The sequence below is a fragment of the Glutamicibacter sp. GQ173 genome (assembly GCF_059759215.1).
Window position 1 is genome coordinate 1 of sequence record NZ_JCAXDT010000012.1, and the last position, 24,970, is coordinate 24,970.

General features: G+C 62.2%; 18 protein-coding genes and 1 pseudogene. 12 read left to right on the forward strand and 7 right to left on the reverse strand.

What is annotated here, in order from left to right; translation table 11 throughout:
* A pseudogene (locus AC6CHO_RS16195) lies at positions 1 to 346 on the forward strand (HNH endonuclease); the annotation flags it as partial.
* A 97-nt stretch (positions 347 to 443) separates the two neighbouring features.
* Here the strand turns inward: AC6CHO_RS16195 and AC6CHO_RS16200 are convergent.
* Complete coding sequence (locus tag AC6CHO_RS16200) at positions 444 to 1,325, reverse strand: SPFH domain-containing protein (protein WP_444661844.1); 882 nt, start codon at positions 1,323 to 1,325, stop codon at positions 444 to 446.
* Between the two features lie 133 nt (positions 1,326 to 1,458).
* Here AC6CHO_RS16200 and AC6CHO_RS16205 point away from each other — a divergent pair, with 133 nt between their 5' ends.
* On the forward strand, positions 1,459 to 2,448 hold the full coding sequence (locus AC6CHO_RS16205) for an aldo/keto reductase (protein ID WP_498216481.1): 990 nt from the start codon (positions 1,459 to 1,461) through the stop codon (positions 2,446 to 2,448).
* Between the two features lie 22 nt (positions 2,449 to 2,470).
* On the opposite strand, the gene nirB is transcribed toward AC6CHO_RS16205, so the two are convergent.
* Positions 2,471 to 5,074, reverse strand: a complete 2,604-nt coding sequence (gene nirB / locus AC6CHO_RS16210; RefSeq protein ID WP_498216483.1) for a nitrite reductase large subunit NirB — start codon at positions 5,072 to 5,074, stop codon at positions 2,471 to 2,473.
* A 359-nt stretch (positions 5,075 to 5,433) separates the two neighbouring features.
* Between nirB and nirD the strand changes: the two genes are divergently transcribed.
* Complete coding sequence (gene nirD / locus AC6CHO_RS16215) at positions 5,434 to 5,811, forward strand: nitrite reductase small subunit NirD (RefSeq protein WP_498216485.1); 378 nt, start codon at positions 5,434 to 5,436, stop codon at positions 5,809 to 5,811.
* Between the two features lie 189 nt (positions 5,812 to 6,000).
* Here nirD and AC6CHO_RS16220 read toward each other — a convergent pair whose 3' ends face one another.
* The 3 genes from AC6CHO_RS16220 to AC6CHO_RS16230 are packed head-to-tail and all read right to left on the reverse strand — an operon-like array spanning position 6,001 to position 10,962.
* Entirely contained in the window at positions 6,001 to 7,467 is a 1,467-nt protein-coding gene (locus AC6CHO_RS16220; protein ID WP_498216487.1) for an FAD-dependent oxidoreductase, read from the reverse strand.
* Positions 7,464 to 9,578, reverse strand: a complete 2,115-nt coding sequence (locus tag AC6CHO_RS16225; RefSeq protein WP_498216488.1) for a molybdopterin oxidoreductase family protein — start codon at positions 9,576 to 9,578, stop codon at positions 7,464 to 7,466. The genes AC6CHO_RS16220 and AC6CHO_RS16225 overlap by 4 nt, the downstream gene beginning before the upstream one ends.
* A 1-nt stretch (position 9,579) precedes the next feature.
* On the reverse strand, positions 9,580 to 10,962 hold the full coding sequence (locus tag AC6CHO_RS16230) for an MFS transporter (RefSeq protein ID WP_498216490.1): 1,383 nt from the start codon (positions 10,960 to 10,962) through the stop codon (positions 9,580 to 9,582).
* A gap of 367 nt (positions 10,963 to 11,329) precedes the next feature.
* On the opposite strand from AC6CHO_RS16230, the gene AC6CHO_RS16235 reads away from it, so the two are divergent.
* The 6 genes from AC6CHO_RS16235 to AC6CHO_RS16260 all read left to right on the forward strand — a co-directional run bounded on the left by AC6CHO_RS16235 (position 11,330) and on the right by AC6CHO_RS16260 (position 19,084).
* Entirely contained in the window at positions 11,330 to 11,815 is a 486-nt protein-coding gene (locus tag AC6CHO_RS16235) for a nucleoside deaminase (RefSeq protein WP_498216492.1), read from the forward strand.
* A gap of 9 nt (positions 11,816 to 11,824) precedes the next feature.
* The gene (locus AC6CHO_RS16240; protein WP_498216493.1) at positions 11,825 to 13,309 is read left to right on the forward strand and encodes an NCS2 family permease; all 1,485 of its coding nucleotides are present in this window, start codon (positions 11,825 to 11,827) and stop codon (positions 13,307 to 13,309) included.
* Positions 13,310 to 13,487: 178 nt separating this feature from the next.
* Positions 13,488 to 14,984 (forward strand): xanthine dehydrogenase small subunit, encoded by a 1,497-nt coding sequence (locus AC6CHO_RS16245; protein ID WP_498216495.1) that lies wholly within the window; start codon positions 13,488 to 13,490, stop codon positions 14,982 to 14,984.
* Positions 14,981 to 17,308 carry a xanthine dehydrogenase molybdopterin binding subunit gene (gene xdhB, locus AC6CHO_RS16250; RefSeq protein WP_498216497.1) on the forward strand — a complete coding sequence of 776 codons (2,328 nt, stop codon included), beginning with the start codon at positions 14,981 to 14,983 and terminating at the stop codon, positions 17,306 to 17,308. Before AC6CHO_RS16245 ends, xdhB begins: the two co-directional genes overlap by 4 nt.
* 2 nt (positions 17,309 to 17,310) lie before the next feature.
* Positions 17,311 to 18,138: a xanthine dehydrogenase accessory protein XdhC gene (gene xdhC / locus AC6CHO_RS16255; protein ID WP_498216499.1), complete on the forward strand. Its 828-nt coding sequence runs from the start codon at positions 17,311 to 17,313 to the stop codon at positions 18,136 to 18,138.
* A 745-nt stretch (positions 18,139 to 18,883) separates the two neighbouring features.
* Positions 18,884 to 19,084, forward strand: a complete 201-nt coding sequence (locus tag AC6CHO_RS16260) for a hypothetical protein (protein WP_498216501.1) — start codon at positions 18,884 to 18,886, stop codon at positions 19,082 to 19,084.
* Between the two features lie 195 nt (positions 19,085 to 19,279).
* On the opposite strand, the gene AC6CHO_RS16265 is transcribed toward AC6CHO_RS16260, so the two are convergent.
* Entirely contained in the window at positions 19,280 to 20,533 is a 1,254-nt protein-coding gene (locus tag AC6CHO_RS16265) for an MFS transporter (RefSeq protein WP_498216502.1), read from the reverse strand.
* A 154-nt stretch (positions 20,534 to 20,687) separates the two neighbouring features.
* Here AC6CHO_RS16265 and AC6CHO_RS16270 point away from each other — a divergent pair, with 154 nt between their 5' ends.
* The gene (locus AC6CHO_RS16270) at positions 20,688 to 21,518 is read left to right on the forward strand and encodes a helix-turn-helix transcriptional regulator (protein ID WP_498216563.1); all 831 of its coding nucleotides are present in this window, start codon (positions 20,688 to 20,690) and stop codon (positions 21,516 to 21,518) included.
* Here the strand turns inward: AC6CHO_RS16270 and mmuM are convergent.
* On the reverse strand, positions 21,515 to 22,471 hold the full coding sequence (gene mmuM / locus AC6CHO_RS16275) for a homocysteine S-methyltransferase (protein WP_498216504.1): 957 nt from the start codon (positions 22,469 to 22,471) through the stop codon (positions 21,515 to 21,517). The two genes, AC6CHO_RS16270 and mmuM, sit on opposite strands and share 4 nt — an antisense overlap.
* A 129-nt stretch (positions 22,472 to 22,600) precedes the next feature.
* On the opposite strand from mmuM, the gene AC6CHO_RS16280 reads away from it, so the two are divergent.
* Positions 22,601 to 24,037, forward strand: coding sequence for an amino acid permease (locus AC6CHO_RS16280; protein ID WP_498216505.1), 1,437 nt, complete (start codon positions 22,601 to 22,603; stop codon positions 24,035 to 24,037).
* A gap of 91 nt (positions 24,038 to 24,128) precedes the next feature.
* Entirely contained in the window at positions 24,129 to 24,830 is a 702-nt protein-coding gene (locus AC6CHO_RS16285; protein WP_498216564.1) for a hypothetical protein, read from the forward strand.
* Positions 24,831 to 24,970 lie beyond the last annotated feature (140 nt).

The window sequence follows — 24,970 nt, forward strand, 5'->3', positions numbered from 1 at the left end:
GTTCTGCGACGGGATGATCGAGGAAATCGACCACGTCACCCAGGCCTGCCTCGGAGGGCCTACCTGCGTGGTCAACGCCGATGGGCGGTGCAAGTTCTGCAACCAGGCGAAGGAAACCCCCGGATGGCAGGAATTCGTCATCTCCTGCGGGCCGCACCGGATGAAAATCTGCACCAGCATGGGACCGACGTATCATTCCACCGCGCCCCCGGCGACAGGTTTCGCGCATCAGCCCTACCCGCAGTGCATGAGCGAAGCTGACTGGGTGCGCTCCTTCGAGGACTGGCTCAACCAGCCGCCTGGCACCGGGAGTGGTCCGCCGGATATCGGGGATATCCCTGCCTGAAGGCGGGCAGCTGCCCGTACGGGGAGCGAAGCGTGAGCTGGAGACAGCAATCGCCCCAGTCCAAATGAACTAGGGCGATTTGTGCCTGGCGGTAAAGCTACTTGTTGTTCTTGTCGCCAGTCATGGTAATTGGCTGAACTCCAGAATTCGGGAAACATCCAATTGGGCTCTGGTTTGATTCCGCCACAATGTCCAAGCACTTGGACGTCAACGTTTCCGGCGTCAGGGAACGTTCCAGGATCTTGTTGGCTTCCGCTTCAGCGGTGCTGGTCTGCTTGCGCTGTTCAGCCACGCGCGTCTTGGCCGCTTCGGCTTGAAGCTCATTGATGCGATTCTGCGTCGGTTCATCAAAGTTGATGATTGGCAGTGTGACAGAACGGATTTCGATCTGGGTTTTCACCTTGCCCTGCATCTTTTCCTGCACTGCCTTGGCCAGCCCCTCCAGATCTTGGCCGCCCTTCGATGGCTCGGTGTAGGCCAAAGGGTCATAGGTAGCCATGACTTCATTCAACGTGGCACGGAAATTTCGATCCACCAGGTTCGACTGGATGCCCTCGAAGGTTCGGTAGTCCAGGAACACGTCCATGGCATCATCGGTCTTCAGCTGCCACTGGATCGAAGCGTCAACATTGGCACGGCCGTTGTTTCCCAAGCGAACCGGAATGCCGCTGTCGCCAGAATAGACGTCGTTCTGCACGGAGCCATCCAGTTTCTCTACCTTTTCCCATGGCCATTTCAGGTGGAAGCCGTTGCTCACCACGGATGTCGGCTTGCCCAGCGCGACTTTCACGCCAACGGTGCGGGGCTGGACGATGGTGGTGGACATGATGCCAAGAACGACCAGCGAGACGGCAAAAACGCCAATGCCGGTGGCACGCGTTGCGGAACGGTTCTTGTTCTCAGGTTTCATCGTTTTGCCGGCCAGCATGATGACCAGGCCGATGAGCGCGCAGAACAGCGCAAAAATGGTGGGAAACATGATCTCCTCGATGTTGTGATGACAGTGAATATTCTATCGAATGGATCATAAGGGATTTGGTTGAAACGCCGATTGGGCAGGAACGTCTCGTCTTCCATGCGTGAAATGGAGGTGACGCACTACACTCGAAACCATGCAACAACGAGAACTTGGACGTACGCAACGCAATGTTTCTGTCATCGGTTTGGGAACCTGGCAACTTGGCGCCGACTGGGGGTCGGTAGAAGAGTTAGATGCCTTGGCCGTGCTCGATGCAGCCTATGAATCGGGCGTGAACTTCTTCGATACCGCCGACGTGTATGGAGATGGCCGCAGCGAACAACTGATCGGCACATGGCTGAAGAATAATCCTGATGCCAACATCACCGTAGCCACCAAGATGGGGCGCCGCGTTGACCAGCTGCCGGAAAACTACAATCTCGGCGCATTCCGCGCATGGAATGACCGGTCGCGCGCCAATCTCGGGGTGGATACGCTGGATCTGGTTCAGCTCCATTGCCCGCCAACCCCGGTGTACACCACCGAGGCCACCTACGATGCGCTGGATGCCATGGTGGACGAAGGGCGCATGGCCAATTACGGCGTCTCGGTGGAAACCGCAGAGGAAGCATTGGCAGCCATTGCCCGGCCAAATATTGCCACCGTGCAGATCATCATCAATGCCTTCCGGCACAAGCCGCTGGAACTCGTTCTTCCAGCAGCGCGCAAGGCGGGCGTTGGAATCATTGCGCGCGTCCCGCTGGCCAGCGGTCTGCTGGCCAACCGCTACAACCTGCAAACCGAGTTCGCAAAGGACGACCACCGCAATTACAACCGCGACGGCTCTGCGTTCGACGTGGGGGAGACCTTCTCCGGTGTCGACTACGCAACCGGAGTCCAGGCCGCCGGGCAGTTTGCGCAGTTTGCCTCTGCAGAAGCTCCCGGTGCCACCAGCGCGCAGGTAGCGCTGGCTTGGCTGGCCGCGCAAGAGGGAATCAGCACCATCATTCCTGGCGCGCGCAACCCGGAACAGGCGCGAGCCAACGCGGCGGCCGGGTCGCTGGAGATCAGCGAGGGCTTCAAGAAGTCCGTGCGCGATCTCTATGATTCCTCGCTGCGCGCACAAATCCACCCGCGCTGGTAGTAGCGCGGGTGGATCAGGCCGACTAGTGCTGCGGCGCTCCGACCGGGATGCTGGCACCTAGTGCCACCGGCTCGGCGGGGCGCCGCTGGCCGCGTTCGGACACATACTCCAGGGCAGTATCCGGTTCGGCAGTGTTCACGAAGGAGCGGAAGCGCTTGAGCTTGACCGGGTCAGCCAAGGTGGCAGCCCATTCATCCTCGTAGTTGGCCACGTGGGATTCCATGGCTGATTCCAGCGCTTCGGCCAAGCCCAGTGAATCCTCCACGACCACCTGCTTGGCATGATCCAGGCCGCCCTCCAGATCCTGCAGCCAGTGCGCGGTGCGCTGGAGTTTGTCCGCGGTGCGGATGTAGTACATCAGGTAGCGGTCGATGTACTTGAACAGCGTCTCATCGTCCAGTCCGCCAGCCAGCAGCTGGGCATGGGCCGGGTTGGCGCCGCCGTTGCCGCCGACATAGAGGTTCCAGCCTTCGGAGGTGGCGATCACGCCAATGTCCTTGGCGCGGGCCTCAGCGCATTCGCGGGCACACCCCGAAACGCCCATCTTGAGCTTGTGCGGTGCACGCAGGCCGCGGTAGCGCAGCTCCATCTCGATGCCCAGGGCGGTGGAATCGAGCACGCCGTAACGGCACCACGAGGAACCGACGCAGGTTTTTACATTGCGCAGCGACTTGCCGTAGGCCTGGCCCGATTCGAATCCGGCGTCCACCAGTTCACGCCAGATATCCGGCAGCTGCTCCAGCCGGGCGCCGAACATGTCGATGCGCAGGCCACCGGTGAGCTTAGTGTACAGTCCGTACTTCTGGGCCACGGCGGCGATCACGCCAAGCTTCTCCGGGGTGATTTCGCCACCTGGAATACGCGGAACCACCGAGTAGGTGCCGTCCTTCTGCATATTGGCCAGCACGCGGTCGTTGGTGTCCTGGGCTCCGGCCAGCCCGGCATCCATCGGGTGGACCGCGGTCTGCGAGGAGAGGATGTTGGCGATCACCGGCTTGCAGATATCGCAGCCCGATCCGGTGCCAAAACGCTCCATGACCTCGCTGTAGGTGTGCAGGTCGGCCACTTGGATGGCTTCGTAGAGCTCGGGGCGGGAGAAGGAGATGTGCTCGCACAGGGCGGTGGAAACTTCGGCCCCGTCCTTTTTCATCTGGGATTCCATCAGCTTCTTGAGCATCGGCACGCAGGAACCGCACTGGGTTCCGGCGCGGGTGCAGCTCTTGAGGCCCGAAACTGTGGTGACCGGGTCCTTGCCCTCGCAGCTGCCGCAACCCGAAACAGCATCGCGGATGGAACCGGCGGAGACATTGTTGCAAGAGCACAGCACCGCGTCATCGGGCAATTCGCTCTCTGGCGCTTCGCCGCCCAGTGCGCTGAGATAGGCGCCGGGCTCGCCGGGAAGCTCGCGGCCGAGCATCGGGCGCAGCGACTGATAGGGGGTGGCGTCGCCGACAAAGATGCCGCCGAGCAGGATCTTCGCGTCGGCGGAGACCACCAGCTTCTGGTACAGGCCGCGGGGCGCGTCGGCGTAGACCACTTCCAGGGCGCCGTCGGTGCGGGCAAAGGCATCACCGAAGCTGGCCACGTCCACGCCGGAGAGCTTGAGCTTGGTGGCGGTATCGAAACCGGCGAATTCAGCCTCTCCGCCGGCGAGCTGTTCGGCGACGATCTCGGCCATGGTGTTCGCCGGGGCGACCAGGCCAATGCACAGGCCCTCGAAGTTCGCGACCTCGCCCACGGCCCAGATGTGCTCGATGTCGGTGGCGCACTTCGCGTTGATGACCACGCCGCCGCGCGGGCCCATGGAGAAGCGGGCAGCTTCGCTGCCCGAGTCTTCCAGGGCCTGGTTGTAGTTGCGGATCAGCTCATCGCGCGGGCGCACGCCGATGGAAACCACGACCATGTCGGCCTCGATCACCCGATCGTCGGCCATCAGCACGCCGGTGACGGTTGAGCCCTCGGCGAGCACTTCCTTGGGGAAAACTCCGCCGTGCACGGTGAAGCCGGTCTGCTCGATCAACCGGCCCATGGCCTGTCCTGCTCCCTCGTCCAGCTGGGTGCCCATCAGCCATTTCCCGCCGTCGATCACCACAGCCTGCGCGCCCAGCGCCTGGGCGCCGGCTGCTGCTTCCAGACCGAGCAGGCCGCCACCGATGGTGGCAACCACCGGGGTGCGGCCCAGGGTGGTTTTCAGTTCCTCGACCTTCTCGGCGATGGACCAGACATCTTCCAGGGTGCGGTAGACGAAGGTGTGCTCGTTGCCCGGGATGGGCAGCGTGGCGGCGTTGGAGCCGGTGGCAAGCACCAGTTCGTCGTAGTCGAAGCTGCGTCCATCGGCGGTAGTGACGGTGCGCTGTTCGCTGTTGATGCGTACGGCCTGGGCGCCGGTTTCCAGGGTGACGTGCTCGGCTTCCCAGAGGGTTGCATCGCCCAGGGTCAGGTCCACGTCGCGATCAGTCAATGCCTTGGACAGGGCGACGCGATCGTAGGGCAGGTGGGCTTCTTCGGTCAGTACCGTGATGTGAAGGTTCTGCGGCGCGCGGCTGGCCAGCGATTCGGTGAATCGGTGTGCTGCGGGACCGCCGCCGATGACCAGGACGCGGCGTTCGGTGTGTGTAGTACCCATGTTCAGATTCGACTTTCGCTGGGAAACGGGGAGTTTCAGGCTGTTGACACCACTGTAGGAAGCCGTTTTTGCCGTGCAATTTCCCTTGTGTTTCGGCCGATGTAAATCTCTTCCCCAGCCTTGCAGCGGGCGGTTAGAGCAATGAAACATGGTGGACTTATTGCCCGCGGGAAGCTGGTGCCCGCGCTGCTGCGGGGGCGGAAAATTGCCGGAAATTCCGGTGCATATGCGGTCTCACGCTCGTTGGGTTTGCTGTTAGCCAGGGTTTACCGTCTAGCAATCGCTCACGGCCCTGGGCGAAACACGCGGATCCTAAGCTCGGTATATCAGCGAACACCAACCACCAAAGGAACCTGTTCATGAGCACGCAATTCGCCGAAGAGGCCCTCGAAGATACCCTGAGTTTTGCGCCGGTATGCCGTAGCGAAGAACTTGAGCCAGGCTGGGGCGAAGCCCTGCTGCTCGAAGGCGCCCAGCTGGCGCTGTTCCGCACCGACGCCGACACCTTTTATGCCACCTCGCATCACTGCCCAACCAGCAGCGCCAAGGTGATGGCCCGCGGCATCCTGGGTGACACCGTGGTGGAGGGCCAAGCGGTGGCCACCGTGGCCTGCCCGCTGCACAAGGAGGTCTACCGGCTGGATACCGGTGCCTGCCTGAACGCCGATTCGCCGGCGTTGCCAGTGCACAAGATGATGGAAGTTGAAGGCCAGCTGTGGATGGAGCAGATTAAATGAGCAGCGCAGAAAGCAGCGCAGAATACGACGTCAAGGTAGAACACAGCGCCTGGCAGGGCTGGTTCGAAGTCCACGATCAGGGCGGGATGCTTGCAGCCTGAGACCAGCACCAATCAACTGCATCACCAGCAACTGAATCACATGAAACAACGCAGGGACGAGATATCTCGTCCCTGCGTTGTCTAGTGCCTAGGCCAGGGCGGGAGCCTTGTTCAGCAGTTCCTCGATCTTGGACTTGCAGCTACCGCAGCCGGTGCCGGCGCGGCAGGATTCGCCGACCTGCGCCACGGTGGTGCAGCCTTCGGCCACCGAATGCGCGACCTGGCCGTAGGTGGCGCCGGAGCAGCGGCACAGCTGATCGTCATCGCTCGGGATCGCCGAGCTGGGATCCACGGCCGGATCGTCCAGGCGCAAGAGCGTGGAACGATCCTGCGGCAACGCGCTGCCGCGCTCGTAGGCGAGGACCAGCTCCGCGCTGGATTGCGGCAGGCCGATGGACAGGAAACCGGTGACCGCGCCATCGAGGGTGACCACCTTCAGATAGCGGCCGGCGGAGGGGTCTGCAAAAACAGTGGCCTGCAGTTCCGGGTTGTCCCAGAAGCCGGCGCTGATATCGCCGGCGGCGGCCACCTCGATCCCCTGGCCCTTGAGCATCAGCACATCGGAGGCGGAAAAATCGGGGGCCGGGATTTCGGCCTCGGAGGTCAGGTGCTGGGCCAGCCAGCTGGCCTGGGCCCAGCCCGGGGCGAGCAGGCCGACCGGGGGCGCTCCGTCCACTTCGGCGCAATCGCCCAGGGCGTAGATGCGCTGTTCGGTATCTGCGCACAGGTAGCTATTGGTGCGGATGCCGCGGCCCACGGCCAGCCCGCAGCCCTCGGCCAGTTCGGTGCGGGCGCGCACGCCGGTGGATATCAGCAGTGCGCCACCGGGAATTTCGCCGTGGGTGGAGGTGGCCAGGGCGGTGAAGCCGTGCTCGTCCTTGACGACGCCGGTGGCCTTGACCTCGGAGATCACCTCAACACCGGCCTGGAGAAGGCAGCGGGTGAGCAGCGCGCCGCCGTCGGAATCCACCACGCGGCCCAGCGGAGCAGGACCGTGGTGCACGAGCGTGGGGTGGCCGCCAGCTGCGGCAATGGCCAGGGCCGCTTCGATGCCCAGGATGCCGCCACCGAGGATCAGGATCCGCCGGCCATCGGCCAGCGACTGCTGCAATTGCTGCGCATCGTCCACCGTGCGCAGGGCAAAAACGCGCTCGGGGAGCGCGGTGTCGGCGTGCGGATCGAAGTTCAGGCCGTTCAGGCTCGGGATCATGGCGCGGGCGCCGGTGGCAAAAACCAGCCGGTCGTAGTGCACCGCTTCCTTGCCGCGAATCAGCACCCGGCGCCGGGCGCGGTCCACGCCGGTGGCCTGCGCGCCAAGCACGAGCCGGACCCCGGCGTCGGCCAGGCGCTGTTCGTCGACCATGAGCAGGTGCTCGAACTGCGCGGCGCCGATGGCCAGTTCGGCCAGCAGCACGCGGTTGTAGGCCAGGTGCTCTTCGGCGCTGATCACGGTCAGCTGGCAGCGGCCGGCGGCCACCGCGGGCAGCAGGCCCTCGACCAGCGAGGCGGCTACCGGGCCGAATCCGATGATGGCAATCTGTTCGGGATGCTTCAATTTTCCCCCTTGATCGGGTTCAGGCTCACCTGGGCATGCTTGAATTCGGGCATCGAGCTGAGCGGATCCACCCGCGGGTCGGTCAGCAGGTTGGCGGTGCCGGTGCCCGGGAAGTGGAAGGGCAGGAACACGGTGTCCAGGCGCATATCTGTGCTCAGCTTGGCGCGGGCGATCGTGGTGCCGCGCTGGTTGGAAACCTCGACCCGCTGGCCGTCGCTGATCTGGTGGGCCAGCGCCGTGCTCGGGTGGATTTCCAGTGCCGCTTCCGGGGCCGTGGCGGCCAGCTCATCCACCCGGCGGGTCTGCGCGCCGGACTGGTAGTGCTCCAGCAACCGGCCGGTGACCAGCGAAATCTGCTGGGCCGGCAAGGTGGCCGGTGCGTGGACGGCAACGATTTTCGCCTTGCCGTCGGGGTGGGCGAAGTTTTCGAGGAAGAGCCGCGGGGTGCCATTGCGGGTCCCGGGCTCGGTGCTGATCGCGCTGCCTTCGGGGCAGGGCCAGTAGATGGCGGCACCCTGGTCAACGTCCTGCCAGTTCACCCCGGAGTAGTCGGCGATCCCGCCGGCCGAGGCGCGCTTGAGCTCCGCGAAGACCTCGGCGGCGCGGGGGGAGAAGGTGCCCGGGGCATCGAGCCGATCGGCCAGCTGGGAGAGGATCCACAATTCGCTTTTGGCCTGGCCGGGTGCTGCCACCGCGGCGCGCCGGCGCAGGATCCGGCCTTCCAGATTGGTCATGGTCCCTTCCTCCTCGGCCCACTGCAAGACCGGGAGAACCAGGTCCGCTTCGGCGGCGGTTTCGGAGAGGAAAAAATCGCAGACCACCAGGAAGTCCAGGCGGCGCAGCGCGCTGAAAATCTGGGTGGCATCCGGCGCGGAAATCACCGGATTGGCGCCGTGGACCATGAGCATGCGCGGCCCGCCCTCGGTGCCCAGGGCGTGGAGCAGCTCCATGGCGGGGATACCGGGGCCGGGAATGATGCCAGGATCCACGCCCCAGACTTTGGCGACGTGCGCGCGGTGTGCGGGGTCGGCGATCTTGCGGTAGCCGGGCAGCTGGTCGCATTTTTGGCCGTGCTCGCGCCCGCCCTGGCCATTGCCCTGGCCGGTGATGGTGCCATAGCCTCCGGCCAGGGTGCCGGGCAGGCCCAAAAGCAGGGCGAGGTTGATGGCGGCGGTGACGGTATCGGTGCCGTTGGCGTGCTGTTCGATGCCGCGGCCGGTGAGGATGTAGACCGGGTGGCCGCCGTTTTTCGCCGCGCGGGCCGCGGCGGCCAGCGCGCGGGCGGTGCGGCGGATCGCCTCGGCGGGCACGCCGGTGACTTTTGCGGTGCGCTCTGGCCACCAGGCGGCTACCGAGGAACGCAGCGCTTCAAGTCCGGTGGTGCGCGCTTGGAGGTAGCCGGTGTCGGCCAGGGATTCGGCGAGCACCACATGGGCCAGCCCGAGCAGCAGCTGCAGATCGGTGGCCGGGGTGGGCTGCAGGTGCCAGCCGGCCCCCTCGGCGCTGAGCTTGGCGGTGGCCGAGCGGCGCGGGTCAACTACGATCAGCCCGCCGCGTTCCCGCACGGTTTCCAGGTGCCGGACAAAGGGCGGCATGGTGTCAGCGACGTTGGAGCCGAGCATCAGGATCATCGAGGCGGTATCCAGGTCGGCCAGCGGGAAGGGCAGGCCGCGATCCAGCCCGAAGGCCCTGTTGCTGCTGGCCGCTGCCGAGGACATGCAAAAACGCCCGTTGTAGTCGATCCGCGAGGTGCCCAGGGCCAGCCGGGCGAACTTGCCCAGCTGGTAGGCCTTTTCGTTGGTCAGCGAGCCGGAGCCGAACATCGCGACCGCATCGGCCCCGGACTCGGCACGGATGCTGCGGGCCTTCTCGGCCACCAGATCCAGCGCGTCATCCCAGCTGACCGGGGCAAAACTGCCGTCGGCTTGGCGCAGCATCGGGGAGGCCAGGCGCTGCGGGTGCTCGAGGAGCTTGGCGGCGCTGAAGCCCTTGCGGCACAGGGCCCCGCCGTTGGTTTCGAAGTCCCGGCCGCTCAGGGTGGTTCCCGAGCTGGCCGGTTGAAGGGTGATGCCGCACTGCAGGGCGCAGTAGGGACAGTGGGTGGCGGTCATTCTAGACTCCATGCTGGGCGAATCGGGTCCCGGAGCGTGCGTAGTTGTACCAGGTCATCAGCATCAGTGCGAGGTAGGCGCCGATGAACACGATGAAGGCCGGGGTGTAGGATCCCGCGCCGGACATGGACAAGCCCAATGCCTGCGGGATCAGGAAGCCGCCGTAGGCGCCGATCGCGGAGATCAGCCCCAGGGCCGCGGCGGACTTGCGTGATGCTTCGGCCCCCTGCGAGCCCACGCCCAGGGCGAAGACCGCCGGGATCATGCGGTAGGTGGAACCATTGCCGATGCCGGTGGCCGCGAACAGCAGCAGGAACAGCAGCAGGAAGAGCCAGAAGCTGGCCAGCGGCAGGGTCAGGACCACCAGTGCGGTGATCAGCGCCATGGTGGCCAGGGCGAGCACGGTGATTCTTGCGCCGCCGTGGCGATCGGCCATCTTGCCGCCGTAGGGGCGGGAGAGCGAGCCGACCAGGGGGCCGAGGAAGGCCAGCGTGATGGTGGCGGTGCCCAGCGGCAGGTGGGAGAAGGAAGGGAACGTGTCAACGATCAGCTTGGGGAAGACCGCGGCGAATCCGATGAAGGAGCCGAAGGTTCCCACGTACAGGCAGGCGATGATCCACAGGTGCTTTTCGCGCAGGCAGGCGATCGCCCCGCGGACATCGGACTTGGCCGAAGACAGGTTGTGCATGTAGCGCCATGCGCCCCAGGCCGAAACCAGGATCAATGGGATCCAGATGATCCCGGCCAGCGGCAGCTGCAGGGCGCCGGCGGCGAAGACCGTGATGGCGATCGGAACCAGCAGCTGGGCCACCGCGGCGCCGAGGTTTCCGCCGGCAGCGTTCAGCCCCAGGGCCCAGCCCTTGCGGGAGGCCGGGTAGAAGTGGGTGATGTTGGCCATCGAGGATGCGAAGTTGCCGCCGCCAAATCCGGTCAAGGCCGCAAGCAGCAGCATCACGCCGAAGGGGGTGCTGGTGCTGGACAGCGCCAGCGAGAGGCCGGCGGCCGGGATGAGCAGGAGCAGGGCCGAGACGATGGTCCAGTTGCGTCCGCCGAAGCGGGCGACCATGAAGGTGTAGGGGATGCGCAGGGTGGCGCCGACCAGGCTTGGCATGGAGATCAGCCAGAAGAGCTGGGAGGTGCTGTAGCTGAAGCCAGCGGCCGGGAGGTAGACGACCACGATGGCAAAAAGCTGCCAGACGCTGAAGCCGAGGAATTCGGCGAAGATCGACCATTTGAGGTTGCGCCCGGCGGTGTCTTGCCCGACGCTGTTCCAGAACTTCGGGTCCTCGGGGGTCCAGTTGTTGATCCAGCGTCCGGGGCTGATATCCAGGGAGGATGCGGTGTCGGTGCGCAGTTGCGCTGCTGGGTCTACTTGTGAGCTCACGGCATTTGTTCCCTTCGCAGATGACTGATGCTTAGAGCATGGCAAAGCGGTATTTCGCGAAGGTGCAGTGGTTGTTGCACCGAAGGGAATTTAAACTCACGGGCTCCGTTTCGGTGCCGATAGAGGTTTGTAATCCGTTGGAAACCGGGAAAATACCGCATATTCATAATGCGAAAAAACAATCTCAAAAATATATTGCGTGGTCTGGATCACGCTGATAATCTCATACGTGTCTATGGCGGGCACCCATCCAAGGGTCGCTATCTACCGGGCGTGCAACTGATCAATTCAGCAGCCGAGTACGGCCGGGTCATGGCGGGCAACCGGATGATGCGCCGTGCTTGTCTAAAGCATGAGGAGACACGCGATGAGCGTTAATACCACTGGCCAAGACTATCTTTCGATGGCCATCGAGATTGCCACCCAGAATGTCCACAACGCCGGAGGCCCCTTTGGCGCCATCGTCGTCACCCCGGATGGGCAGATCTTCGAGGGGGTCAACCGGGTCACCGCAAGCAACGACCCCTCGGCCCACGCCGAAGTCGTCGCCATCCGCACCGCCGCCGCGGCCTTGGAAAACTTCGATCTGTCCGGCTGCGTGCTCTACACCAGCTGCGAACCGTGCCCCATGTGCCTGGCCACCTCGCTCTGGGCCCGCATCTCCAAGGTCTGCTACGCCGCCGACCGCCACGATGCCGCCAAGGCGGGGTTCGACGACGCGGTGTTCTACGAATACTTCGAAGCGGATTCCGACCGGGCACTGATGCCGGTGCAGCACTTCCACAACGACGCGGTCGAACATCTCAAGCCTTTTGCGGCCTGGGACGCCCTGGAAACCCGTACCGACTACTAGGCGCCGGCCATGACAACGCTCAGCGAACAGCACGACGTTGCCAACTCCGCGCCATCACCGGGCGGAGCAAGGAAACTGCTGGACTCCCTGTTCAGCATCAGTCAGCGCGGGTCCACCCTGGGCCGCGAGGTGCGCGGCGGACTGGTCACCTTCTTCACGATGGCCTATATCGTCATTCTGAACCCGCTGATCATCGGCGGCTTCGGCACCGGCGCGGCACCGGTTGACGTGGCCGGCCATTGGCTGCCCGCCGCCCAGGTCGGGGCGATGACCTCGCTGACCGCGGCGGTGATGACCATCCTCTTCGGCCTCATCGCCAACCTTCCCTTCGCCCTGGCCGCAGGACTGGGAATGAACTCCTTCCTGGCCGTCTCGGTGGTCCAGGAAGTCACCTGGCCCGAGGCCATGGGCTTGGTGGTGATCAACGGCGTGCTGATCGTGCTCTTTGGCATGAGCGGCATCCGCACCGCCATCTTCCGCGCCATCCCGAAGGACCTGAAGGCCGCCATCACGGTGGGCATCGGCCTGTTCATCACCTTCATCGGCTTTGTGGACTCCGGCTTTGTGACCCGCACCCCGGCCGGCCCGCCGGTGCAGCTGGGGGAGAGCGGATCGATCGTTTCGATACCGACCATGATCTTCGTGGTGGGCTTGCTGATCATGGGCGCGCTGGTGGCCCGCGGGGTCCAAGGCGGGATCCTGATCGGCATTGTCGCCTCCACGGTGCTGGCGGTGATCGCCGAGCAGGTGTTCAAGATCGGGCCGGGCGGCGAGTCGAACCCGCACGGCTGGCACCTGAACATGCCGGTGCTGCAGGGACAGATCGTGTCGCTGCCGGATTTGTCGCTGGCCGGGGATTTTGACCTGTTCGGCTCGTTCAGCAGGATCGGGGTGCTGGCGGCCACCATGCTGGTCTTCACCCTGGTCTTCACGAACTTCTTCGACGCCATGGGCACCATGACCGGGCTGGCCAAAAATGCCGGGCTGGCCAGCAAGGACGGAACTTTCCCGCGGCTGAAGGCGGCCTTTGTGATCGAGGGCCTGGGGGCCGTGGCCGGCGGTGCCGGATCCAGCTCCTCCAACACCGTCTATGTGGATTCGGCGGCGGGCATCGGCGAAGGCGCGCGCACCGGGCTGGCTTCGGTCATCACCGGCCTGCTGTTCCTGGGCTCGATGTTCTTCACCCCGCTGACCTCGGTGGTGCCGATGGAAGTGGCCGCGGCGGCCCTGGTACTGGTGGGCACCATGATGTGCTCGCAGATCCGCGAGATCAATTTCAAGCGGTTCTCCTCGGCCATGCCCGCTTTCCTCACCCTGATCACCATGCCGTTGACCTATTCGATCGCCAACGGCATCGGCGCGGGCTTCATCGCCTGGGTTGTGGTCAATACCGCGGCCGGACGCCACAAGAAGGTGCATCCGCTGATGTGGATCGTGGCCTTGGGCTTCCTGGTCTACTTCGCCAGGGGACCGCTGACGCTCCTGCTGGGTTGATGTGATCGGGGTTATATTTGAGTTCCACAAGGGTTTGAAGGAGAAACTTCCCATGGCTGAAAGCATCGCCTGGTCCAGGGGACAGATCGCGCACGGACACTAGGCGCGGTCTCTCCCGCACAGTATCCCAATCATTCATGGTGCACCCGGAAATCAGGGTGCAGGAGGTGTCAACGGCATGAGTGCCGAAAATTCCCTGAAAACCGGTTGCCGAATCACAGTCAACAGCAACGAGCTGGACTTTGCCGGTCCGCCGCATTCCAACGCGCTGGACTTTCTGCGCAACCAGGGCCTGGTGGGCAGCAAGGAAGGCTGCGCCGAAGGCGAGTGCGGGGCCTGCGCAATTCTGCTGGCCCGCACCGATGCCCAGGGCAGCCGCTGGACCTCGGTCAACGCCTGCCTGGTTCCCGCCGCTGCGCTCGATGGGCAGGAGGTGATCACCGCCGAAGGGCTGGGCACGGTGGACCAGCTGCATTCGGTCCAGCAGGAGATGGCCGATCGCGGTGGCTCGCAATGCGGGTATTGCACCCCGGGCTTCATCTGCTCCATGGCCGCCGAGTACTACCGGCCGGAGCGCTCGGCCCAGGGCGCGACCGGGGATCCGGCACAGCACGAGTGCGGGCCGAACGGTTTTGACCTGCACGCGCTGTCCGGCAACCTGTGCCGCTGCACCGGCTATCGCCCGATTCGCGATGCCGCCTACGCGCTGGGCGAGCCCGAAGCCGGCGATCCGCTGGCCGCACGGCAGGAAGGCAGCGCCCCGGCGCCGGTGGCCACCGACCTTTTTGCCGCCGATACTCCCAGCGGGCAGCTCGGGCGCTTCCGCCGGCCGGCCACACTGGCCGAAACCCTGCAGATCCTGGCCGATGAGCCGGCGGCCACCGTGGTGGCCGGCAGCACCGACTGGGGTGTCGAGGTCAATATCAAAGGCGCTCGCGCTCGCAGTGTCCTGGCCATCGACCGGCTCGAGGAATTGCGCCAGATCCGTTGGGAGAAGGACTACTTGGAGCTCGGCGCGGGCTTGTCGCTCAGCGAGCTGGAACGGAACCTCGCCGGAAAGGTGCCGCTGCTGGGCCAGCTTTTCGGGCAGTTTGCCTCACGGCTGATCCGGAACTCCGCCACCCTGGGCGGAAACCTTGGCACCGGGTCGCCGATCGGCGATACCCCGCCGGCGCTGCTGGCCCTGGACGCGCAATTGGTCCTGGCCAGCGCCCAAGGCCAACGCGTGGTGGACTTGTCGCAGTATTTCACCGGGTACCGGCAGACCATCCGGGCTGCCGGGGAGCTGATTACCGCGGTGCGCATCCCCTTGCCGCTGGCTGCCCTTATCAGCTTCCAGAAGATTTCCAAGCGGCGCTTTGACGATATTTCCTCGGTGGCCGTGGGCTATGCAGTGGATGTGGAAGACGGCGTGATCAGCGCGGCGCGCATCGGCCTGGGCGGCGTGGCGGCGACGCCGCTGCGGGCACGGGCCACCGAGGCCATGCTGGAAGGCAAGCCGTGGACTATCGAGACCATTCGCGAGGCGGCGGCCGTGATGGCCGGTGAAGGAACCCCCGTGGATGACCACCGAGCCAGCGCCAAGTACCGCACCGCCATGCTTGCTTCCTCCCTTGAGCGCTTCTACGCGCAGCAACTAGCGGTGCCAGCTCAAAGCAAGGAGGTGCAGCCATGAGCCAGCTGTCCCAACGTCCCGAAGCAGCCATTGCCGGCCAGCGCCACCGCCACGAATCGGCGGCCGCGCATGTCACCGGCACCGCGCTATACACCGAGGATCTGGCCCACCGGCTGGCCGGAGTGCTGCACGCCTATCCGGTGCAATCCACTCTCGCCCACGCAAGAATCCTGGGCCTCGATGCCAGTGGAGCGCTAGTGATTCCCGGCGTGGTGCAGGTGATCACCGCGGCCGATATTCCCGGGGTCAACGACCAGGGCGCCAAGCATGACGAACCGCTGCTTCCGGAGGACGAGGTCATGTTCTACGGCCAGCCGGTGGCGTGGGTGCTCGGCGAAGATCTTGAGGCAGCCAAGGCCGGAGCTAGGGCGGTTTCGGTGGATTATGAGCCGTTGGAATCCTTGATCACGGTGCAGGATGCCATCAAGGTAAGCAGCTTCCACGGCATCCAGCCGGTCATCCAGAAAGGCGACTGGGAAGCAGGCTTCGAGCAGGCCACCCACGTCTTCGAGGGCGACTTCGACTTTGCCGGGCAGGAGCACTTCTACCTGGAAACGCAGAACTCGCTGGCGCTGATCGATGAGAACGGGCAGCTTCTGATCCACTGCTCCACACAGCATCCCACCGAAACCCAGGACATCGTTTCGCATGTGCTTGGCGTGCCGGCTCATGAAATCTCGGTGCAGGTATTGCGCATGGGCGGCGGTTTTGGCGGCAAGGAAATGCAGCCCCACGGCTATGCGGCCATAGCGGCCCTGGGCGCCAAGCTGACCGGGCATCCGGTGCGCGTGCGCCTGGATCGCACCCTGGACATGACGATGACCGGCAAGCGCCACGGCTTTTATGCCACCTGGAAGATCGGCTTCGACGCACAGGGCCGGATCCTTGCCCTGGACGCCCAGCTGACCGCAGATGGCGGTTGGAGCCTGGATTTGTCCGAGCCGGTGCTGACCCGGGCCATGTGCCATATCGATAATTCCTACTGGATTCCCAACATCCGGGTGTCCGGCCGCGTGGCCAAATGCCATAAGACATCGCAGACCGCGTTCCGCGGATTTGGCGGGCCACAGGGCATGCTGGTGATCGAAGATATCCTCGGCCGGGTTGCTCCGCAATTGGGCATCAATGCCAGTCAATTGCGCCGGCTCAACTTCTACACCGAAGGCCAGGACACCCCGTACTACCAGCCGGTGCGCCATCCGGAACGGATCGAAGCTGCCTGGCAGCAGGTGCTCGACGGGGCCGACGTGGCCCGGCGCGAAGCGGAGATCGCCGAGTTCAACGCCACTAGCCGCTACAGCAAGCGGGCGCTGGCGATTACTCCGGTGAAGTTCGGAATCTCCTTCAACCTCACCGCCTTCAACCAGGGCGGCGCACTGGTGCTGGTGTACAAGGACGGCTCGGTGCTGGTCAACCACGGCGGCACCGAAATGGGCCAGGGCCTGCATACCAAGATGCTGCAGGTGGCCGCGACCAGCCTGGGCGTCCCGCTCTCGAGTGTGCGCATTGCCCCCACGCGAACCGACAAGGTGCCCAATACCTCGGCGACCGCGGCAAGTTCGGGCAGTGATCTGAATGGTGGCGCGGTCAAGGATGCATGCGAGCAGATCCAGGGCAGGTTGGCCCAGGTTGCCGCCGGAAAACTGGGGGTCCCCGCCGCGGATATCCGTTTTGCCCACGGCAAGATCACCGGGCTGGGAAAGACCGAAGTGCTTGAGTTCAACGACGTGGTGCGCGAAGCCTACATGCAGCGCATCCAATTGTCGGCGGCCGGGTACTACCGGACCGAGGGGCTGCATTGGGATTTGTCGCGCATGACCGGCAGCCCGTTCAAGTACTTTGCCTATGGGGTGGCCGCCAGCGAGGTGGAGGTCAGCAGTTTTGACGGCTCCTATGTGCTGCGCCGGGTGGACATCGTCCATGATGTGGGCGACTCGCTCTCGCCGCTGATTGACCTGGGACAGATCGAAGGCGGTTTTGTCCAGGGCACCGGCTGGCTGACCTTGGAGGACCTGCGGTGGGATACCTCCGATGGCCCGGGACGAGGACGCGTGGCCACCCAGGCGGCCAGCACCTACAAGATCCCGAGCTTCTCCGAGATGCCCGAAGTCTTCAACGTGGCCTTGTTGGACAAGGCCCACGAAGAGGGCGCGGTGTACGGATCAAAGGCGGTAGGAGAGCCGCCGTTGATGCTGGCGTTCTCAGTCCGCGAGGCCTTGCGCCAGGCAGTCGCAGCTTTTGGCCCGGCAGGTTCATCAGTCCAGTTGGCATCGCCGGCAACGCCGGAAGCGGTGTTCTGGGCTATCGACTCGGTGCGTGGGTAATCATGGAATCGTGGATTGACGCCGTCAGCGCACTGCGCAGCCAGCGGCGTGCCGCGGTGCTGCTGACCGTCACCGCGGTGCGCGGGCATGCTCCACGTGAAGCCGGTGCCAAGATGGTGATTTCCGAGCATGAAACCTTTGGGACGGTGGGCGGTGGCAACCTGGAAATGGCTGCCATCACCCGTGCCCGCCAGCTGATCGGCCAGGGGAGCACCGCCCCGGAAACCATGGAGTTGCGGCTTAATGACAAGGCACCGGCCACCTATGGCCGGCAGTGCTGTGGCGGGGAGGTCAAGCTCTTGCTTGAACCGTTGCCGGTCCCGGAAACGGTGGCTATTTTTGGGTTGGGGCATGTGGGCATGGAATTGGCCCGCATCCTCTCCCGCCACCCCATCGACTTGTATCTCACCGATTCGCGCCCCGAAGCCATCGAGGCTGCGGCGCTCTTGCAACCCAGCGTCGCTACGATCCAAGCCCAGGTCGCGGTCATGGGCGAGCAGGTGCTCGGCACCCTTCCCGAAGGCAGCCACGTGCTGATCATGACCCATGATCACGCCGAGGATTTCCACCTGAGCGACGCGGCGCTGCGCCACCGGTCGCTGGGCACCATCGGGTTGATCGGCTCCAAGGCCAAGTGGGCCCGCTTCCGCAAGAACCTAGGCGAGAGTGGTCACGAGCCAGAACAGATTTCTCGGATCCAATGCCCGATCGGAATTCCGGAAATTACCGGCAAACAGCCTGCAGAAATTGCCGTGAGTGTTGCTGCGCAATTGTTGCAGCTGCTTTCTGCGCAAAATAGGCATTCCGTCCGTGAACAGATTGTAAGTTAGGGGTGTGTTCTTAGTGTGTTAGAGGCATTGTTGGACCATTTCGACACTAACCCGAAATCAAGCACACGTGCGCACCGCTCGCATGGATATCCATCAGGTTTTGCGTGCATTGAACGATTCGCTGGGACCGACTCTGGTAGCAGCTCTCGCCCGCATGAAGGATCGAAAACAACCGTCGCGCTGGGCCAATCCCGATGGTCCGGTTCCAGGTCCACAAAGTCAGCAACGTCTGATCTTGGCGCATTCTGAATGGATTAGAGTGAGCGCTCAAGAAGGGGAGCACGTAGCCCGGTCCTTTTCATTGGTGGCAATCCAGTACTTGGTGAAGATACACCGATTACCGCAATCCGTGAGGATCGTGGTGGTGAACTAGGTGGTGCCGTCGATGTGTTTCTTGAAGTTTCCGGAAGTTGGTAGACAGCGGGATTTGTCAGATAACCGGTTTGAAGCTCATTCAGGCTACCTGGCAGATAGCCTCTAGAATTCAACACAATGATTTTCCGTCGAGTTCAGCACCGCGTCGTGTCGACGGAGAAGACCGAACTCGCTGAAACCGGTTCGATATACCGGGAGAAAAGGTCTACTTCTCAGATCGGGCGTTGTGCGCTTATCAAGAGGTTTTGTCTCTGTTCAAAAGAGACATCTTGGGTCTATTGACCCGATATCCAAAGACGCCCATTCGCTGGGTCTGACTCTCGACGAATTCTACGAACCGGTTGGATCCGAGTGGGATGAGCAGGACTTCATGAACTTCGGTACTTTGCGGAGAAAGTGGCGCGATGCGCGCAGACTGGATATCGTGTTACTTCCCCAAAACGGATGGCGGGTCGACATTGAAGATGCTGAAAGTATCTCAGATCTTGAGGGGTTTATTCCCGGGGCACTGGCAGCTTTCGGCATTTCCACTCTAGATACTCGCAACTGCGATCTCAAGATCGACTGGTAACCACTGCCATGGCTAAGCATGTTGTAGACGCAGAACTGTTCGATGGGAGCTTTCCTTTAGGCGTCGTATTTGGTCCGCGACATGGCTCCGGCACGAACTTTGCCCTATGGAAGCGAGCCACGGTTGATCGTCCCCTTGACCTTTCTTGCGCTATTCCGTCGGAGGTTGATGTTTTCGCCTCACGGACAATCAGCTTCAGGGACCCGGATTTAGAAACCGCCGCTCGACTCTTTGGACAGACCGTCTTTTAAAGCAATGACCCCTAGCCTGAGAGAAGTTGGCGCTTTTGGCGGCATCCGATTCGGTCTTCGGTGCTTTGGATTGTGTCGCTGCCACCAGATAGACCACTACACCGATGACGGTCATCCCTGCAGCGCCAAGATTCACGGCGGTGAAGCTGCCGGTGGTATCCAAGACCCAGCCGCCAAGAAGCGACCCCATCATAATTCCCGCTCCCAACGCGGCAGTATTTGCTGTGCCAACCAACGGGGAACTTGGCCCAGCAAAGCGCAATACGAAGGTCTGCAACGGGGTGAGCAGTCCGAACCCGCAGGCGCCAAGTAAGAACAACGCCGGAATCACAATAGCCTTGGAGGATGCACCGAAGGCCAGGACCACCAGTACCGCCGTGAGCATCAGCAGCAGAACCAGCGTGGTGCGTACCAAGGCACGGTCAGCGGCTTTACCAGAGAGCGTATTGCCCACCACCAGTCCGGTACCGTAGATACCCAGCAGCCAGATGACCTGTCCCTGATCAAATCCAGAAACCTTGGTCAGCATCGGCTCTATGAAGGTGAATGAAGCGAACAGCCCGCCGAACCCCACCGCCGTAGCACTCAATGCGACCCACAGGCGAGGATTATCAAAGGGACGCAAGCTCTGGCGATAATTGGCTGGTTGGAAATTGTGCTCGTCCGCTAGCAATATCATCAAACCAACAAAGCTGATCAGGGCGATGGCCGTGACCACTAAGAATGCCGCACGCCAACCGAAGTTCTGACCGATGAGTGTTCCCAACGGCATGCCTAGGAGCATGGCCAAGGTCAGGCCGGTGAAGACCAGTCCGATGGCTCGCGCCTGCTTTTTTGCAGGAACCAAACCACTTGCTGCCACCGAGGCGACACCAAAAAATGCCGTATGCGACCAGGCAGTGGCAAAGCGACTGCCAAGCAGGAAGCCGAAGTTTGGGCTCAGCGAGGCGAGCAGATTGCCTACTGTGAAGATGGCCATCAAAATCAGCAGGACGCGTTTTGTTGGCAGGCGAAGTAGCGCCAGTGCGAGTATCGGTCCACACATCTGACCGAAGGCGTAGGCGGTGGTCACCACACCGGCTTGAGGCACTGAGATGCCAAATTCGTCTGCTAGCGAGGAGAGCAACCCATTGGTCAAAAATTCGGTGGTGCCGATGGCAAAGGAGCCAAGAGCTAGAGCGAGCAAAGCCAAAGGCATGAGAAGACGAGCCCTTTCAAAATTAAGTATCTGATTTCCATACTGTTCGCTTTGTTGTTGGCCAACCAGACACGTGTTCTTCGTAGTACTAGCAGGGTTACCCTGACCTTGGTTGGATACCAGAGGCGAGAGCTAGAATGGCCGCGTGGCGCACATGAATGAACTTGGCACTTTTCTCCAACATCGACGATCCGCTGTTTCTCCGGCAGCACACGGTATTTCTGTGCGCTCAGGGCGCCGAGTGGCGGGATTGCGTCGAGAAGAAATTGCTCATCTGGCTGGTGTGAGCGTTGCGTACTACACACGTCTGGAGCAGGGGACCAGTACCAACGCTTCAGAGCAGGTCATGGACGCTCTGGCTAGAGTCTTGATGCTCAACGAGGATGAGCATGCGCACCTGTTGGATTTGAACCGTGCCCGTCCCACAGCCAAGTTACGTCGGCCTAAAGCCGAAAGTGCGCCGACGGGGATGCTGGATCTACTCGCCGCGATGCCTCAGGTTCCCGCATTGTTATTGGGACGTCGCAACGACATTCTGGCGTGGAATCCGCTCGGTCACCGACTGCTTGGCAGTCACTTGGATTTTGACGCACCACTTGATCCGGGGTCGCGCCCTTCAACCACGCGGATGTTATTTCTTGACCCAGCCACTCGTGCCCAAGGATCAGATTGGGAACACTACGCGGGAACCCACGTAGCCTTTTTGCGGATGCTCAGTGGCAGATATCCCGAAGACCGAGAATTAGCTGAGCTCATTGGTGAACTGATGATGCGAAGCAGTGAATTCGCAGAGTTTTGGGCCAGCGCTAAAGTGCGAGAATGCACCTATGGGCAACGCACGGTAAATCACTGGCAGGTAGGAACGATCGAGCTGACCTATCAGGTGCTCAGCCAACCAGCGTTCCCCGACTACCGGATTGAGTTTTATACGACCGAAGCCGACAGCCTAAGCCGGGCCGCCCTCGAACGGCTCGCTGAACTTTAGCTACGTACTGCTTCCTGCCGCACTCGTGAGATCTGCTCCGGGCTAACCTGGCAGCAACCACCGATCAGGCGCGCGCCGGCAGCGATTAGTTCAGGAACGGCACCAGGAAGGTCATTACCGGCGTTGCCTGGGATCCAGGCCCGAGCTTCGCGATCCCAGATCTCACCACTGTTCGGGTACGCAGACAGCGGCATGTCAGTTTCTTCGCCCAAGATTTTCAGAGCGGCCACGGCCACTGATACCGGGCAGCAATTCACGCCAACCCCAGCCCAAACGCCGGAAGTCTGAACAAAACGTGCAACATCCCGCAAATCTGTGCCATCACCAAGTACAACCTGTTGGCCGTCTTCGCCAAGACGAACGTTGACGCTCAGTAGGGCGGGAAGCTCTAGTTCCTGAGCCAAGACGGTCAGCGCCTGAACTTCGGTCAGGCTAGGTACGGTTTCAAAAATGATCAGGTCTGCGCCGGCGTCCGCCAAGATCTGCACGCGCTCGCGGTGCCAAGCAACGAGCTCGGTTGAATCCAAATCGTAGGCACCATCGTATTCGGTGCCAGCACCCGGTCCCGCACCGTAAGGGCCAACCGATGCCGCTACCCAGCGGGCAGGGGTTTGAGCCGTGGCATCTGCACTGGCAGCTTCCCGAGCAAGACGCACGCTGGTGCGCAACATCTGTTCCATCTGGTCTGCGGAGCCGACGCGGGAGAGGCCATCAAAGCTGACTTGGTAGGAACAGGTGGTCGCAACCTGCGCCCCGGCGGCGAAAAAGTCTTGGTGCGCGGCGCGAACCTCATCGGGGCGGTCCATGAGGATTTGTGCAGACCATAGCTCGCCGGTGACGTCGTTACCGCGATCAGCGAGGTGGGTTCCGAGCCCGCCATCAAGAATGATCGCAGTGGAGTCTATAGCGCGTAGAGCGTCACGGAAATTGCTGGGGCTAGTGGTGGTATGCACTTCTAGAGGGTACACCGGGTCCTTGCACATGACCCAGAATAACGCCGTGTGACCGTACATGACACGTGCTCCTGAACCCGGGTACTTTTCCCGATATTCTGAAGCGCATTGTTTTCCCCAAGGAGTCAAATGACGAGCAGTAGCAACCGCGTCGAAGAGACCGAAATAGCCGAGTCCGGATTGCGTCGGACCATGACTTCCCGCCACCTGGTAATGATTGCCCTAGGCGGTGTGATCGGTTCAGGCCTGTTCGTTTCTTCTGGTTACACGATTTCTCAGGCGGGACCGTTGGGCGCTGTCTTGGCCTACGCCGTAGGCGCCCTAGTGGCCTACATGGTGATGAGCGGATTGGGCGAACTCTCCGCCAAACACTCGGTGGCCGGCGGTTTCCACGCTCATGCCATTCGTGATCTGGGTCCTGCATGGGGTTTTGCGACGGCGTGGCTGTACTGGTTGTGCTGGGCAGTGGCGCTTGCTAGCGAGTTCACGGCAGCCGGACTACTGATGCAACGATGGTTCCCGTCGGTATCGGTCTGGGTGTTCTCACTGATATTTGCAGCGCTACTTTTCGTCCTGAACGCGATTTCCTCGCGGGTCTTTGGTGAAACCGAATTCTGGTTTGCGCTGATCAAGGTGGCCGCGGTGTTGTTGGTGATTATTGTCGGTGCCGCCACCATCTTTGGCATCAATCCTGCCAGTGATGCCGGGGTTATCGGGCTGTCCAACTTTAGAACTGAAGATGGTCTGTTCCCGACCGGGATTACCGGTGTTCTGGTCACCATCCTTTCGGTGTTTTACGCATTTAGTGGCACCGAGCTGATCGGTGTTGCTGCCGGTGAGGCTAAGAACCCAGAACTGAGTATTCCTCGGGCCATTCGTACCGCGGTGGTTCGCCTGACCGTGTTCTTCATTGGCGCCATCGTGGTGATTGCTGCGATTATTCCGTTCGCTGAAGCCGGAGCAGATGAGAGCCCGTTCGTCACCGTTCTGGACGCCGCTGGCTTACCGGCCGGTGCGGATCTGATGAACTTCGTGATCATTACCGCGCTGCTATCGGCTGGTAATTCTGGACTGTATTCCTGTGCTCGAATGCTGCACTCCATGGGTGTGGCTGGCCAGGCCCCGAGGGTACTGTCCAAGACCAATAGCCGAGGCATTCCGATGCTGGCCTTGTGCTTGTCGATGCTTGGCGGTTTGGTCTCGCTGTTCTCCAGCTTCATCGCAGCGGAAACACTGTTCCTGGCACTGGTCTCTGTTGCCGGTTTTGCTGTGGTGGCAGTGTGGATCGTTATTTGTGCGTCTCATCTCTCCTTCCGACGCCACTATGTCGCGGTGCATGGAAGCACGGATTCCCTGCCTTACCGGGCACCGCTATTCCCGATCCTGCCAATCATTGCTTTGGCGCTGTTGACGGCTTCATTAGTCGGTGTCGCCTTTGACCCGGTGCAACGTCCGGCCTTGTGGTTTGGCATTCCATTCACCTTCGCTTGCTTGGGGTATTACCGTTGGCGTCATGGTGCTGGGGTCTTTTCCCCGCAGCGTGAATCGCAAAACATCAGCAGCTAAGGAACTTAGAGTGGGTGCGCCTCGTTGAATTAGGTAGACACCGGTGCGCACTGTGCCGTTACGATCAATTCGAGGAGTGATAGTCGTGTCCATGTTCAACAAGCTGATCCGCAAGGGCAAAGCGATGGCCGGCGAGTACGTTCGTGAGCAACTGAACCAGCGCCCCTCTAATGGGCAACGGCGCAGTGGCTACGGAAACCAGAACAACTCTACCCAGAACTATTCGAACCAGAACTATTCGAACGCTAGGGTCTCGCGTGAGGACCAAGCGGCGATAGAGAAATACAAGTACATGCTACGCACCGCTCCACCGCAGGATATGGAACGAGCTCACGCGGAAGCGTTCTCGCGTTTAACTCCAGCACAGCGCGCACTACTGCAAGCTGAGCTCTTCGAGCAGCTACCGGCAACCGAGCGCCCGGTCAGCGATCAGCCTCAGGACCTGGCCCGGGCTGCAACCCGCGCTGAGGTTTCCCGTCCGGGGTTCATGGAGAAGATTCTGAGATCCGGTTCAGGCTCGGGCCGAAACCGGATGGCTGGTGGTTTAGCAGCTGGCGCCGGTGGTTTGGGGGTCGGCCTTCTCGGCGGTGTAGCCGGTGCATTCATTGGCACCGCAATTGCCGGTCCACTACTTGAAGGATTCTCCGGCATCGGTGAAGAATTCGGTTCGATCGCCGACGGGTTTGGCGATAGTGTCTCAGGCGTCGGAGATCAGATCTCCGCAGCTGGCGAGAGTGGTTTTGGTGACTTCCTCGGTGGATCCGGCGGGGACTTCGGCGACTTCGAATTCTAATTAGGTCAACAACAAAATGCTGGTAATCACGCACAAAGCGTGACTGCCAGCATTTTTCGTGGGGAATACTGCGCAACGAGAGTCAGATGTATCGAGTGGGAGGATCGAGATGACAAGTGGCGCTATGGTGAACCTTTCCA